Origin of the sequence: Kitasatospora sp. NPDC001261 (genome assembly GCF_042896795.1) — a bacterium.
GTDB lineage: Bacteria > Actinomycetota > Actinomycetes > Streptomycetales > Streptomycetaceae > Kitasatospora.
Genome location: NZ_JBIAXP010000039.1, coordinates 16,506 through 30,282, shown reverse-complemented (window position 1 = coordinate 30,282; position 13,777 = coordinate 16,506). Strand labels below are relative to the sequence as shown.

Here is a 13,777-nt window from a genome sequence, read left to right as displayed (position 1 = left end):
GAAGGCTACTGCGGGATCACGCGCCGGCGGGCAGCCGGTCGGCGTACTTCTCCTTGATCGCGCGCCAGGCGCTCTCGGCGGCCTTCTGCTCGGCTTCCTTCTTCGAGCGGCCGACGCCGCTGCCGAAGTCCTCGCCGGCCACCCGGGCCGCCGCGGTGAAGGTCTTCTCGTGGTCCGGACCGGACTCCATGACCACGTACTCCGGCACTCCGATGCCCACCGAGGCGGTGAGCTCCTGGAGGCTGGTCTTCCAGTCCAGGCCGGCGCCGAGCTGAGAGGACTCCTCGATCAGCGGGTCGAACAGCCGGTGGACGAACTCGGTGGCCGCGTCCAGTCCCTGGTCCAGGTAGATGGCGCCGATCACGGCCTCGACGGTGTCGGCGAGGATCGACGACTTGTCGCGGCCGCCGGTACCCTCCTCGCCCTTGCCGAGGCGGATGAACGTGCCGAGCTCCAGGCCGCGGCCGACGTCCGCGAGCGCGCGGGAGTTGACCACCGCGGCGCGCAGTTTGGCGAGCGTGCCCTCCGGGACGTCCGGGTGGACGCGGTAGAGGGTGTCGGTCACCACGAGGCCCAGCACCGAGTCGCCGAGGAACTCCAGGCGCTCGTTGGTGGGCAGCCCACCGTTCTCGTACGCGTACGAGCGGTGGGTCAGGGCACGTACCAGAAGGGCGCGCTCGAGCGTGTACCCGAGGCGCCCTTCCAGAACGTCGTATTCGGTCGAAGCCGGCCCGCCGGCCTTGCCGCCGCCCGAAGAGGAACCCTTCGGGGCGATGGTCGCCTTGCGGGTGGAGTTACCGTCCGACATCGATCCGTACACCCCGCCGATCAGACCGAGAGGACCTGGCGACGGTTGTACGTGCCGCAGCTCGGGCACGCGATGTGGCCCAGCTTCGGCTCGTGGCAGCGGTCGCACGCCACGAGGGCCGGAACAACGGCCTTCCAGTTGGACCGACGGTGGCGCGTGTTGCTGCGCGACATCTTCCGCTTCGGAACAGCCACGGCTACTTCTCCTGGTTCTCGGCGAGACCCTCACGGGTGTCGCTGTTCTTAGATCCGTCACCCTCGTCGCCGGGGGCGGCGGAGAGTCCCTGCAGAGCCGCCCACCGGGGGTCGGCGGCATCGTGGTGGTGCGCCGGGTCGTCGCTCAGGCGCGCTCCGCATTCGGAGCACAGGCCCAGGCAGTCTTCCTGGCACACCGGCTGCAGCGGCAGTGCGAGCACCACCGCGTCACGCAGCACCGGCCGGAGGTCGAAGAAGTCGCCCTCCAGACGGTAAGTCTCTTCTTCCGAGTCCTCGTCGAGGTCCTCGGTCCCGGTGGTCCGGGCGCGGTGGCGCTCGTCGGACTCCGGGTAGTAGTACAGCTCCTGGAAGTCCACGTCGATGTCGAACTCGACGGGCTCCAGGCAGCGGACGCACTCGCCCTCGACGCCCGCCTCGGCCGTGCCGGTGACCAGCACGCCCTCGACCACGGACTCCAGGCGGAGGTCCAGCTCGATCGGGCTCTTCTCCGGCACGCCGATCACGTCGATGATCCCGAAGCCCTCGGGGGCCTCCAGGGTCCGGCTCACCTTGCGCATCGAGCCCGGGCGACGACCGAGCTCGTGCGTGTCGAACACGAGGGGGTCGCGGTGGTCGAGGCGGTTCACGGTGTCCTGACTTCCATGGGGGGTTCTTCGATTGCGTCTCCGTCCGGTCGGCGTTGCGCGGGCAAGCCAACAGCCGGACATGGAGAGGCCGGAGTGGTCAGACTACCGGAGTCTCCCGTCAGGCCCAACTTCGGTCCCGTCAGGAGACTCCCGCACCGTCGCGGCGGGGCCGGTTCAGCGGCCGCCGAGCTCCCGCAGCCTGGTCATGTCGATCATGCTGGTGTCGAAGAAGCTGGTCTCGTCCAGACCCTGGCCCTGGGCCTGCGCCTGCGCCTGTCCGTGGCCCTGGGCCTGCCCGTGCCCCTGCTGCTGGTGCGGCACGGCCGGCGGGAGGGCGGGCTGCTGGGGGTAGGCGTAGTCGTCGTACGGCTGCGCGGCGTAGCCCGGCTGCTGCTGGGGATAGCCGTAGCCCTCCTGCCGCTGGTCCGGGTAGCCCTGCTGCTGGTAGCCGCCCTGCTGCTGGCCCCACTGGGTGTTGTACGGGTCCCCCTGGCCGGCCGGGTCGTAGCCGCCGCCGTACACCTCGGCGTACTGCCCGCCGGGCTGCTGGGCGGCCGCGTACTGGTCGGTGCCGGGGGCCTGCCAGCCGGCCGCGGCCGGGGTCTGCTCCGGCCAGGTCTGCTGCTGCGGGACGTCCTCGCGGTACCAGGCGATGTCCCCGCCGTCGGGGTCGTGGGCGAAGCCCGCGGCCACGGCCTCGGCGCGCTCCTTGGCCTCCTGGGCCTGGTCGGCGGCGGCCAGGTAGGCGCCCAGCTCGTCGATGGGCCGCTTGCCGAGCAGCTTGTCCCGGCCCTTGCCGACCGCCTCCAGGGTGGCGCCGAGCACGTTCTCCAGGGTGGCGAGCTTCACATCGACGTACTCGTCGACCTCGGGGCTCGGGCTGATCCGCTGCGGGCGGAACTCCTCGCCGTCGCTCTCGCCCTCGGGCTCGGCCTCGAAGACGCTGGAGTCGCCGCGCAGCTTGGTGCGGCCGCGGCCGACGGCGCCGAGCGTCTTGGTGAGCACGACCTCGAAGTTGGCGAGCTTGCTGTCCACGTAGTCGTCGGCCTCGGCCAGCTTGGCGTCGACCTCGGCACGCGCCTCGGCGAGGATCCGGTCGGCCTGCGCCTGGGCCTGGCGGACCACCTCGGTGTCGGAGATCAGCGAGCCGCGCTCGGCGTGCGCGCCCTGGATGATCAGGTCCGCCTCGGCCTGGGCGCCGGCCACCACCTGCTCGTGGTCGGCCATCACCGACTGGGCCTGGGCGAGTTCGGCGGGCAGGGCCGACCTGAGGTCGTTGAGCAGGCCGATCAGCTCGGCCCGGTTCACCACGCAGGAGGCCGACATCGGCATCGAGCGGGCGTTCTCGACCGCCGCCACGATCTCGTCGACCTTGTTCTGCACGTCCACGGGGCTTCGTCTTTCCGTGTGCCGCCGACGGTCCGGCGGAGGCAGGCCCGACGCGGTGAACCTCACCGCGGGGCAGGGATACAGACTGTACGGCCACTGCCCAGCGGGGTCACAACGCCTGAGCCGAACCGGTCTCCGGGTAAACGGACATGACGTGACGAACCGGCAGGAACCGACAGGCAGTGGACTACTGCGCCGCCTTGCGCTCCGCGATCCGCTCGACCAGCCGGCCGTGCACCGTCTCCGGCAGCAGGTGCGAGACGTCGCCCCCGTACGAGGCGACCTCCTTGACCAGCGTCGAGGAGAGGAAGCTGTACGTCGGCGAGGTCGGCACGAACAGCGTCTCCACCCCGGTCAGCCCGTGGTTCATCTGGGCCATCTGGAGCTCGTAGTCGAAGTCGCTGACCGCGCGCAGGCCCTTGATGATCGCGGGGATGCCGCGCTCCCGGCAGTAGTCCACCAGCAGGCCGTGGTGCGACTCGACCACCACGTTCCCGAAGCCGGCGGTGACCTCCTCGATCAGGCCGATCCGCTCCTCGACGGTGAACATGCCCTGCTTGTTCCGGTTGATCAGGACCGCGACATGCACCACGTCGTACAGCTTCGAGGCCCGCTCGATGATGTCGAGGTGGCCGTTGGTGATCGGGTCGAACGAACCGGGACAGACGGCTCGGCGCATGGCGTGTGTGCTCCCTCGTGGGGTGACGGCTGCTGCGGGCCGCGGCCCGCTACTCCTGCTCGCCGGCCGCGGCGGCGGCGCGACCGTACCAGAGCGTGCCCTCGCCGTAACGGCGGGAGCGCAGCTCCTCGAAACCCTCGGGCCAGACGAACCCGCCGCCGCGGGTGCTGCGCTCCACGGTGACGAGCGTGTCCTCCGCGAGCCAGCCCCCGGCCAGGAGTGTGATCAGCATCTCGCGGACCTCCTCGTCGGTGACCGCGTACGGCGGGTCGAGGAAGACCAGGTCGTACGGGCTCTGCGGGGGCGGGCCGACGATCACCTTCTCCGCCTTGGCGGCCCGCACCTCGGCCCCCGGCAGGCCGATCGTCCGGACGTTCTCCCGGATCACCCGGGCCGCCTGGGCGTCCGCCTCGACCAGCAGGACGTGCTCGGCGCCGCGGGACAGCGCCTCCAGCCCGACCGCGCCGGATCCGCCGAACAGGTCCAGCATCCGGACCCCGTGCAGGGTGCCGCGCAGCGCCTCCAGGGTGGAGAACATCGCCTCACGGGCCTTGTCGGAGGTCGGGCGGGTGCCCCGGCCGGGCGGTACGGCCAGCCGGCGGCCGCCGGCCGCCCCGGCGATCACGCGGGTCATGGTGGTGGGAGGTCCTTTCGTCGCTGCCCGACCACGCTATCCCGATCACCGCACCGCGCTCACGCCGGACGGGCCCTGTGCCCGCGCCGGACGGACGCGCGCCCACGCCGGACGGCCGCGGCCCGGCGGGGAATCCCCCACCGGGCCGCGGCCGCGCACTCGGGTGGTCAGCTCGCCTCGGAGCCCGCCGACTGGGCCGGGACGCTCGCGCCGAGCAGGGCCGGCGAGGCGTAGCGGGACCAGGACAGGCAGCCGTCGGGCGGGCAGAACTCGGGGCGGCGCGGGTCGTGCCCGAGCTCGCGCAGCTTGGTCCGGACGGAGTCGGGGGTGCGGCCGAAGCGGGCGGCGATCCGGGCGACGGTCTCGCCGTCGTGGAAGCGCCGGACCAGCTCCTCCTCGTGCTGCGGCACCCAGGGGGCGCCGTGGCCGGGGTACAGCTCGCGCAGCACGTCGCGGTCGGGGATGGGCTCGGAGACGTCGGCGACGATCGCCAGCGCCCGCAGCGCGCGGTTGAGCGCGATCCGCAGCGAGGCGACGTCCTCGACCGGCAGGCGGAGCTTGCCCGAGGCGAGCGGTGCGGCGGCCGCCCCCTCGCGCCAGCCGGTCAGGGTGAGGGTGACCTCGCGGTCGTCGTCGCTGGCGAGTTCGATCCGGAAGACCTTGTCGCCCAGCGGGAGCTCGTTGAGATGACGGAATGCCATGGCTTGACCCCCAAGTGTCGTGCCAGGAACGCACCTTGGGGGTGCGCCCTGAACACCTTCATTCTCTCCCGGGGGTCTGACAATTCCGGGGCCGCGCGGCCCGTCCGGAGGCGGCTCAGCCCTTCTCCATGTAGGCCGCGCGGTCCTCGTCGAGCAGGCTCTCCAGCGCGGTGCGCAGCTCCGGGTGGGCGGCCAGGTCCGGGTCCTCGGCGACGAGGCGGGTGGCCTCGGTGCGGGCGGTGAGGATGACCTCCTCGTCCTCCAGCACCGAGAGCACCTTGAGCGAGGACTTCACCCCGGACTGGGCCTGGCCCAGCACGTCGCCCTCGCGGCGCTGTTCGAGGTCGATCCGGGACAGCTCGAAGCCGTCCAGGGTGCCCGCCACCGCGTCCAGCCGGGCCCGCGCGGCGCTGCCCGCGGGCATCTCGCTGACCAGCAGGCACAGGCCCGGTGCGCTGCCGCGGCCGACCCGGCCGCGCAGCTGGTGCAACTGGGAGACGCCGAAACGGTCGGCGTCCATGATGACCATCGCGGTGGAGTTGGGGACGTTGACGCCGACCTCGATCACCGTGGTGGCGACCAGCACGTCCACCTCGCCGGCCGTGAAGCGGCGCATCACCTCGTCCTTGGCCTCCGGCGCGAGCCGGCCGTGCAGGATCTCCACCCGCAGGCCGCTCAGCGGGCCCTTCGCCAGCTTCTCGGCCGTCTCCACCACCGAGAGCGGCGGCCGCCGTTCGTCGCTCTCCGCGCCCGCGTCGGCGACCTCCTCGAAGCCGTCCTCGGCGGCCTTGCGCTTCTTCCTCTTCGGGTCGGCCGCCGGCTCCTCGTCCCCGATCCGGGGGCAGACCACGTACGCCTGGTGGCCCTTGGCGACCTCCTCGCGGACCCGCTCCCAGGCCCGGGTGAGGAAGTTGGGCTTCTCCAGCGCCGGGACGACGTGGGTGGAGATCGGCGAGCGGCCGGCCGGCAGCTGGTCCAGGACGGAGGTCTCCAGGTCCCCGAAGACCGTCATCGCGACGGTGCGCGGGATCGGGGTGGCGGTCATCACCAGCAGGTGCGGCGGCTGCTCGCCCTTGGCCCGCAGCGCGTCCCGCTGCTCGACGCCGAAGCGGTGCTGCTCGTCCACCACGACCAGGCCGAGGTCCTGGAACTGCACCTTGTCCTCGATCAGCGCATGGGTGCCGATGGCGATCCCGGCGTCCCCGCAGGCCATGTCGAGCAGCGCCTGGCGGCGGGCCGGGACGCCCATCGAGCCGGTCAGCAGCACCACCCGGGTGCCGAGGTCGGAGCCGCCGAGCATGCCGCCCTCGGCGAGGTCCCCCATCATCTCGACGACCGAGCGGTGGTGCTGCTGGGCGAGCACCTCGGTGGGCGCCAGCAGCACCGCCTGGCCGCCCGCGTCCACCACGGCGAGCATGGCGCGCAGCGCGACCAGGGTCTTGCCGGAGCCGACCTCGCCCTGGAGGAGGCGGTGCATCGGATGGTCGGTGGCGAGGTCGGCGGCGATCTCGGCGGAGACCTTCCGCTGCCCCTCGGTGAGGGTGAACGGCAGCCGGGCGTCGAAGGCGTCCAGCAGGCCGCCCTCACGGGCCGCGCGCGGCTTGGCGGGCAGGGCGGAGTCGGCGGCCCGGCGCTGCGCGAGGGCGACCTGGAGCACGAAGGCCTCGTCCCAGCGCAGCCGGCTCTGGGCGCGCTCGCGGTCGGCGTGGCCGCGCGGACGGTGGATCAGCTCCAGCGCCTCGGGCAGCGGGATCAGGTCGTGCCGCTCGCGCAGTTCGGCGGGCAGCGGTTCGCCGACGTCGCCGAGGTGCTTGGTGAGTGCCGTCTCGACGCAGATCGACAGCTTCCAGCTGGGCATCTGCGCGCTGGCGCCGTACACCGGGATGAGCCGGCCGGCGAACTGCCGCGCGGCGTCGGAGCCGGCGTCCTCGTCGAGCAGCTGGTAGTCCGGCGAGACCAGCTGGCGGGTCCGGTTGAAGACCCCGACCTTGCCCGCGAACAGGCCCTGGGCGCCGGCCCTGAGCTCCTTCTGCCGCCAGCCCTGGTTGAAGAAGACCAGCGAGAGCCGGCTGCGGCCGTCGGTGACGACCACCTCCAGCCGGTCGCCCTTGCGGCCGCGGAACGGGATCAGGGTGACCTTCTCGATCCGGGCCAGCACGGTGACGTGCTCGTCGACCTCCAGCTCGTCCAGGCTGGTGAGCTGGCCGCGCTCGACGTAGCGGCGCGGGTAGTGGTGCAGCAGGTCCCCGACCGTGCGCAGCTTGAGGCTGTCGGCGAGCACCTTCGCGGTGCGGTCGCCGACGAGCTTGGTCAGTGGTTCATCGAGAGCGCCCATCAGCGCCTTGTTTACACCACCGGGCCGACAAACCGGGCCAAGGGCGGCCCCCGCCCCTACTCCACCCCGATGAGCAGCGGTGCCGGTTCCTGCCCGCCGTGGAAGACCACCGCGTCCACCTCGGGCCGGCGGTGCCGGACGTGGGCGACCAGCCGGTCGGCGAGCGCCTCGTCGGTGCCGCCGCCGAGGACCAGGGTGACGAGTTCGCCGCCGGCCCCGAGCATCCGGTCCAGCACGCTCTCGCCGACCTCGGCCAGCCCGGCGCCGATCACCGCGACGTCGCCGTCGATCAGCCCGAGCACGTCCCCGGCCTGGCAGACCCCCGCCATCGTCCAGGACTCCCCCTCGGCGACGGCCAGCTCCGCGTAGCGGGTGGCGCCGGCGGCGGAGGTCATGGCGACGACGTCCTCGTCGAAGCGGCGGCCGCCCTCGTGCACCGCGAGCGCGGCCAGCCCCTGCACCGGCGAGCGGGTGGGCAGGACGGCGATCCGCACCCCCTCCTCGCGCAGCTGGTCGGCGGCGGCCCCGGCGGCGGCGCGCAGCTCGGGGTCGTTGAGCAGCAGGACGACCTCGCGGGCGGCCGAGCGGCGCACCGCGTCGGCGAGCTCGGCGCTGGCCGGCGGGCGGTCCGGGTCGGCGTGCAGGACGACGGCGCCGGCCTGCTCGCAGAGCTCGGCCAGGCCCCCGCCGGAGACCACCGAGAGCACCGCGCGGGCCCGTTCCTCGCGTTCGCCGCGCTCGGCGGCGGTGCCGGAGCGGGCGGCGGCCTCGGCGAAGTGGGTGATCCGGATCTGGTGCGGGCGCCCGGCGCCGACCCCGGCCTCCACGGCGGCGCCCGCGTCGTCCACGTGGACGTGCACGTTCCACAGGCCGTCGCCGCCGCCGATCACCAGCGAGTCGCCGAGCCCGCCGAGCCGCTCGCGCAGCGCGGGCAGCGCCTCGTCGGGGGCGTCCAGCAGGTAGATGACCTCGAAGGCGGGGTGGCCGGGGCCGGGCGGCCGCAGGTGCGTCTCGCAGCTCTCCACGGCCCGGACGTCCCCGCGCAGCGCGACCGGCCCCATCGGCTGCTGCCCGGCGACGGCGTCGGCGAGCGCGCCGAGGACGGCCACCAGGCCGCGCCCGCCGGCGTCCACCACCCCGTTCTCGGCCAGGACGGCGAGCTGCTCGGGGGTGTGCCGCAGCGCGTCCCGGGCGGCCCGGTAGGCGGTGTCGGCGACCTGGGCGAGCCCGTCCCCGGCCCGGTGGGCCTCCCGGGCGGCGACCCGGGCGACGGTCAGCAGGGTGCCCTCGACGGGCTCCGCGACGGCCTGGTAGGCGGAGTCGGCGGCCCGCTGCAGGGCGGCCCGCAGCTGTTCGGCGCCGCCGCCCTCGGCGAGCGTCTCGGCGGTGCCGCGCAGCCACTGGGCGAGGATCACCCCGGAGTTGCCCCGGGCGCCGACCAGCGCGCCGCGGGCCATCGCCCGGACCGTCTCGGCCAGCCCGGGGGCCGGGTCGGCGGCGGGGTCGGCGAAGCGGCTCTCCACCTCGGCGGCGGCGGACTCGACGGTCAGGTAGAGGTTGGTGCCGGTGTCGCCGTCCGGGACGGGGTAGACGTTGAGCGCGTCGATCTCCTCGCGGGCCTGGCCGAGCGCGCGCAGGGCGAGCTGGCACCAGGTGCGCACGGCCGGGGCGTCGAGCGTGTGCAGCACCAGGTCTCCTCCGGACGGGACGCCGCGGCGGCCCGGGGCGGTGACGCGGGCCGGGCGGCGGCAAGGGGTGATACCGGCAGGTTATCGGGGGGCGGGGAGGGCCGTCCGGTCCGGCGGGCAGGAGCGATCACTCGGCCGGTCATGGTAGTTTCGTGGGACGGAAGCAAGCGTTGTATGCTCTTCCGGTTGCCTGGAACCGTCCAGGCTCACCCCCTTGTCCGGTCTGGTTCACGCGAGTGTTCTGGTGGCTGAGTGGGGTTTTCGAAAGTATCTGATCTGAAGTCTTGGAGTGACTCCTGTGGCTGCCAACTGCGACGTCTGCGGCAAGGGGCCGGGCTTCGGCAACAGCATCTCCCACTCTCACCGCCGTACCCCCCGTCGTTGGAACCCCAACATTCAGACGGTGCGCGCTGTGATTGGGCGGACGCCGAAGCGGCTCAACGTCTGCACCTCGTGCATCAAGGCCGGTAAGGTCTCGCGCTGACGCGCAGACCGGCATGCCGGTCCTCCAGTGAGCCGGTTCATCCTCGGATGGGCCGGCTCCACTGTTTCCGTGGCCGGTTGCGCCGATTTCCGGACGTGACCGTGGTGGGCGGGCTCCTCTGAGGAGTCCGCCCACCGCTGTTTTCCGGATGTTCCGGACGTTCCGGGCCTCCGCTAGCGCCAGCGCCAGGCGTGGTCGACCGGGCCGATGCCGGCGCCCAGGGCGAAGCCCCCGGCGATCGCGCCGGTGATGTACTCCTTGGCCGAGGCCACCGCCAGCGGCAGCGGCTCGCCCTTGGCCAGGCCGGCCGCGATCGCGCTGGCCAGCGTGCAGCCGGTGCCGTGGGTGTGGCGGTTGTCGTAGCGCGGTGCCCGGAACCAGTGCACCTCGTCCGGTCCGCCGTACAGCAGGTCGGCGGCCTCGCCCGGCAGGTGGCCGCCCTTGACCAGCGCCCAGCGCGGCCCGAGGTCGACCAGCGCCTTGGCGGCGTCCAGCATCTGCGACTCGTCCTCGACGGCCAGCCCGGTGAGCTGGGTCACCTCGTGCAGGTTGGGGGTGGCCAGGGTGGCGACCGGCAGCAGCTTCTCGCGGACGGTGGCGACGGCCTCGGCGACCAGCAGCGCGTCCCCGTGCTTGGAGACCCCGACCGGGTCGACCACCACCGGGGCGTCCACCCCGGCCAGCAGCTCGGCGACGGTCTCGACGAGTTCGACCGAGGCGAGCATCCCGGTCTTCACAGCCTGCACCCCGATGTCGTCCACCACGCTGCGGAACTGCGCCCGGACGGCTTCGGCGGGCAGTTCCCAGTAGCCCTGGACACCGAGCGAGTTCTGCGCGGTGACGGCGGTGATCACGCTCATGCCGTGGACGCCGAGGGCGAGCATCGCCTTGAGGTCGGCCTGGATGCCGGCGCCGCCGCCGGAGTCGGAGCCGGCGACGGTGAGCACGCGGGGGGGAGCAGTCGAAGCCATGGCCCCAACCTACCCGCGCCGTTTCACAGCACCGCTTCGGACTCCGCCCAGCGGTCCTCCGGCACCGTCTTCAGCCGGGTCACCGCGTCGCCGATCGGCAGCAGTTCGATGCCGGTCCGGCGCAGCGCGGTGAAGTGCCCGAACGCCCCCTGGTGGACGGCCTCCACCGCGTGCCAGCCGAACCGGGTGGCGAGCACCCGGTCGCGGGCGGTCGGGGTGCCGCCGCGCTGGACGTGGCCGAGGATGACGGGGCGGGCCTCCTTGCCGAGCAGGTCCTCCAGCTCGTGGGCGAGCCGGTTGCCGATCCCGCCGAAGGTCCGGTGGCCGTACTGGTCGACCTCGCCGTGGTCGAAGCGCATGGTGCCGGGCACCGGGGAGGCGCCCTCGGCGACGGCGATGATGGCGAACTTCTTGCCGCGCGCGAAGCGGTCCTCGATTATCCGGGCCACCGCCTCGATGTCGAAGGGCTTCTCCGGGATCAGGATGCCGTGCGCGCCGCCCGCCATGCCCGCGGTGAGGGTGATCCAGCCGGTGTGCCGTCCCATCAACTCGACCACCATGACGCGCTGGTGGGACTCGGCGGTGGTCTTCAGCCGGTCGATCGCCTCGGTCGCGACGTGCACGGCGGTGTCGAAGCCGAAGGTCACGTCGGTGGCGTCGATGTCGTTGTCGATGGTCTTCGGCACCCCGACGACGGGCAGTCCGGCGTCGCTGAACAGCTTGGCGGCGGTCAGCGTCCCCTCGCCGCCGATCGCGATCAGCGCGTCGATGCCGATCTCCCGGGCGAGCGTCCTGGCGTTCTCCACCGCCCAGGCGATCCGGTCCCGCCGGACCCGGGCCGAGCCCAGGATGGTGCCGCCGAGGGTGAGCAGGCCGGTGACGTCGTCGTGCGTGACCGTCCGGGTGCGGCCCTCGATCAGTCCGAGGAAGCCGTCCAGGATGCCGACGATCTCGTCCCCGTGGACGTCGGTGCCCCGGTGCACCACCGAGCGGATCACCGCGTTGAGGCCGGGGCAGTCGCCGCCGCTGGTCAGTACACCGATGCGCATCTGTGGTGTGCTCCCGCTCGCAGTGGTTCGGGCCGCCCGCGCCGGACGGGCGGGCCGGGGTGTCGCAAGCCTACGCACAACGCACCCGCGAAGCCCGTCCCCCGCGCACCGGAGCGTCACGCGCCGCCCGCCGTACGGGGATCGGCGCGCGGCCGCGCGCTACTCGGCGAAGTGGTCCCAGCCGCCGACCCGGTCCCAGGGCGCGCCGTCGACCGTCACCCGGCCGCTGCGGCTGCCCGTCGGGCGGCCGGTCACCTCGCCCACCACCCGCCAGCGGGCCGGGAGTTGGATCCCGCGCGGGAAGGTGGCGACGATCGCGTGGTCCTCGCCGCCGGAGAGCACCCAGACCAGCGGGTCCACCCCGACCGCCTGGCCGATGTCGGCCATCTGCGCCGGGACGTCGAAGTCGGCGGCCTTGAGGTCGATGTCCACCTCGCTGGCCCGGGCGACGTGGCCGAGGTCGGCGACCAGCCCGTCGCTCACGTCGACCATCGAGGTCGCGCCCAGATCGGCGGCCGCCGGGCCCGCGTGGTACGGCGGTTCGGGCCGGCGGTGCGCCTCGACGAAGGCGCGCGGGGAGCGGAAGCCGCGTTGGAGGACGGTCAGGCCGGCGGCCGACCAGCCGAGCCAGCCGGTCACCGCGACCACGTCGCCGACCTGCGCGCCGGAGCGCGTCACTGGCGCCCGCCCCTGGAGGTCGCCGAGCGCCGTGATGGCCAGCGTGACGGTGTCGCCGCGCACCACGTCGCCGCCGACCACCGTCGCCCCGGCCACCTGGCACTCGTCGCGCAGCCCGTCCATCAACTCGGTGGCCCAGGTGGTCGGCAGGTCCGCGGGGGCGACCAGGCCGAGCAGGATGGCGGTCGGCACCGCCCCCATCGCGGCCACGTCGGCGAGGTTCTGGGCGGCGGCCTTGCGGCCCACGTCGTAGGCGGTGGACCAGTCCCGGCGGAAGTGCCGGTTCTCGATCAGGACGTCCGTGGTCGCCACCACCCGGCCGTCCGGAGCCCGTACCACCGCGGCGTCGTCACCCGGGCCGAGGTCGACGGCATCGGTGAGCGGTACCCGGGCGGTCAGCTCCCTGATGAGGCCGAACTCGCCGAGCTCGCCCACGGTCCCCTGCATCTGCCGTCCTCTCGCGTTTCCATCCGATTCGGTCCCCGTCGCGCTCCCCCGCGCGCAGCGTACGCCCTTCGGGAGCATCGAGGTCTCCCCTCCCCGGCCCGCAGCGCGGTAGCGTGGTGATCAGACTGCCGGTGAGCCCACCCACCCACACACCTGACCGGGCGATCACGGCGGCTATCCCCCCTAACCGGCCGCCGGGAGGTCCCCGTGGTACAGGCATACATCCTGATCCAGACCGAGGTTGGCAAGGCCACCGCCGTGGCCCGGACCATCGCCGGGGTCCCCGGCGTCCTGAGCGCCGAGGACGTCACCGGCCCCTACGACGTGATCGTCAAGGCCGAGGCCGAGACGGTGGACGAGCTGGGCCGCATGGTGGTGGCCCAGGTCCAGAAGGTCGACGGCATCACCCGCACGCTCACCTGTCCCGTGGTGCACCTGTAGGCCGGTGCACCCGTGAGCCGGTGTGCCCGTGAGCCGGCGCACCGGCCCGTACCGGCCGTCCGGGCCCCGGCTACCATCGGCGGGTGGCCAGAGAACTGCGCGTCCCCGAGGCGCTGACCGCCCTGCCGGCCCCGGTCCGCTGGCTGGCCCTGCCCGTCGCCCTGACCTGCGCCGTCGTCGCGCTGGTCGGCAGCTGGGGCCCGGCCGATCCGGCGGTCGAGATCCCGCAGCCGACCGGCCGGGCGGCCGGGTACTGCCGGGCGCTCGCCGCCGCGCTGCCCGCCGACCTGCTCGGCCACGCCCGCCGGGACCCGTCGCCCGCCTCGCCGTACGTGGCCGGCTGGGGCGATTCGCCCCGGACGGTGCTGCGCTGCGGCATCGACCGGCCGGAGGAGCTGGACGGCGACCACGCCTCGGACTGGTCCCCGAGCGTCGACGACGTCACCTGGTGGTCGCAGAAGCTCGCCGACGGCGGCTACCGCTTCGTGACGACCATGCGCGCCGCCTACGTCGAGGTGACCGTCCCGGCCGGGGCCGCGAAGAACCCCTTCGACCCGGCGGCCGCCCTGAGCGGCGCGGTCAAGGCCAACGTCCCGGGCTGAGCCGAACGGGTCCCCGACGCACCGAGGGCG

General features: G+C 73.5%; 15 protein-coding genes. 3 read left to right on the top strand and 12 right to left on the bottom strand.

Features of this window, described 5'->3' with window-relative positions; genetic code table 11:
* Positions 1-16: 16 nt before the first annotated feature.
* The 9 genes from rnc to ACFY4B_RS38115 form a co-directional block, all read right to left on the bottom strand.
* Positions 17-808 (bottom strand): ribonuclease III, encoded by a 792-nt coding sequence (rnc, locus tag ACFY4B_RS38155; protein ID WP_049653387.1) that lies wholly within the window; start codon positions 806-808, stop codon positions 17-19.
* Between the two features lie 20 nt (positions 809-828).
* Positions 829-1,002: a 50S ribosomal protein L32 gene (gene rpmF, locus ACFY4B_RS38150; RefSeq protein WP_030056747.1), complete on the bottom strand. Its 174-nt coding sequence runs from the start codon at positions 1,000-1,002 to the stop codon at positions 829-831.
* A 2-nt stretch (positions 1,003-1,004) separates the two neighbouring features.
* Positions 1,005-1,649, bottom strand: coding sequence for a DUF177 domain-containing protein (locus ACFY4B_RS38145; protein ID WP_049653386.1), 645 nt, complete (start codon positions 1,647-1,649; stop codon positions 1,005-1,007).
* A gap of 174 nt (positions 1,650-1,823) precedes the next feature.
* A complete protein-coding gene (locus tag ACFY4B_RS38140) occupies positions 1,824-3,038 on the bottom strand; it encodes a cell division initiation protein (protein WP_387975779.1) in 1,215 nt (404 codons plus the stop codon).
* A 187-nt stretch (positions 3,039-3,225) separates the two neighbouring features.
* Positions 3,226-3,717, bottom strand: a complete 492-nt coding sequence (coaD, locus tag ACFY4B_RS38135) for a pantetheine-phosphate adenylyltransferase (RefSeq protein ID WP_049653382.1) — start codon at positions 3,715-3,717, stop codon at positions 3,226-3,228.
* Positions 3,718-3,766: 49 nt separating this feature from the next.
* The gene (gene rsmD, locus ACFY4B_RS38130) at positions 3,767-4,351 is read right to left on the bottom strand and encodes a 16S rRNA (guanine(966)-N(2))-methyltransferase RsmD (RefSeq protein ID WP_049653380.1); all 585 of its coding nucleotides are present in this window, start codon (positions 4,349-4,351) and stop codon (positions 3,767-3,769) included.
* A 167-nt stretch (positions 4,352-4,518) separates the two neighbouring features.
* A complete protein-coding gene (locus ACFY4B_RS38125; protein WP_049653379.1) occupies positions 4,519-5,052 on the bottom strand; it encodes a hypothetical protein in 534 nt (177 codons plus the stop codon).
* A 115-nt stretch (positions 5,053-5,167) separates the two neighbouring features.
* Positions 5,168-7,387 (bottom strand): ATP-dependent DNA helicase RecG, encoded by a 2,220-nt coding sequence (gene recG / locus ACFY4B_RS38120; RefSeq protein ID WP_074001511.1) that lies wholly within the window; start codon positions 7,385-7,387, stop codon positions 5,168-5,170.
* A gap of 56 nt (positions 7,388-7,443) precedes the next feature.
* A complete protein-coding gene (locus ACFY4B_RS38115; protein WP_387975777.1) occupies positions 7,444-9,075 on the bottom strand; it encodes a DAK2 domain-containing protein in 1,632 nt (543 codons plus the stop codon).
* 298 nt (positions 9,076-9,373) lie between these two features.
* Here ACFY4B_RS38115 and rpmB point away from each other — a divergent pair, with 298 nt between their 5' ends.
* Complete coding sequence (gene rpmB / locus ACFY4B_RS38110) at positions 9,374-9,559, top strand: 50S ribosomal protein L28 (protein ID WP_014138233.1); 186 nt, start codon at positions 9,374-9,376, stop codon at positions 9,557-9,559.
* Between the two features lie 173 nt (positions 9,560-9,732).
* Here the strand turns inward: rpmB and thiD are convergent, their stop codons facing one another.
* The 3 genes from thiD to ACFY4B_RS38095 all read right to left on the bottom strand — a co-directional run bounded on the left by thiD (position 9,733) and on the right by ACFY4B_RS38095 (position 12,704).
* Positions 9,733-10,530: a bifunctional hydroxymethylpyrimidine kinase/phosphomethylpyrimidine kinase gene (gene thiD, locus ACFY4B_RS38105; RefSeq protein ID WP_049656332.1), complete on the bottom strand. Its 798-nt coding sequence runs from the start codon at positions 10,528-10,530 to the stop codon at positions 9,733-9,735.
* Between the two features lie 23 nt (positions 10,531-10,553).
* Positions 10,554-11,579, bottom strand: a complete 1,026-nt coding sequence (locus tag ACFY4B_RS38100; RefSeq protein WP_049656329.1) for an ATP-dependent 6-phosphofructokinase — start codon at positions 11,577-11,579, stop codon at positions 10,554-10,556.
* Positions 11,580-11,738: 159 nt separating this feature from the next.
* Positions 11,739-12,704, bottom strand: coding sequence for a thiamine-phosphate kinase (locus ACFY4B_RS38095; RefSeq protein ID WP_049656327.1), 966 nt, complete (start codon positions 12,702-12,704; stop codon positions 11,739-11,741).
* A 207-nt stretch (positions 12,705-12,911) separates the two neighbouring features.
* Here ACFY4B_RS38095 and ACFY4B_RS38090 point away from each other — a divergent pair, with 207 nt between their 5' ends.
* Positions 12,912-13,145: an Lrp/AsnC family transcriptional regulator gene (locus tag ACFY4B_RS38090; protein ID WP_049656326.1), complete on the top strand. Its 234-nt coding sequence runs from the start codon at positions 12,912-12,914 to the stop codon at positions 13,143-13,145.
* Positions 13,146-13,228: 83 nt separating this feature from the next.
* On the top strand, positions 13,229-13,747 hold the full coding sequence (locus tag ACFY4B_RS38085; protein ID WP_387975774.1) for a DUF3515 family protein: 519 nt from the start codon (positions 13,229-13,231) through the stop codon (positions 13,745-13,747).
* Positions 13,748-13,777: the final 30 nt, after the last annotated feature.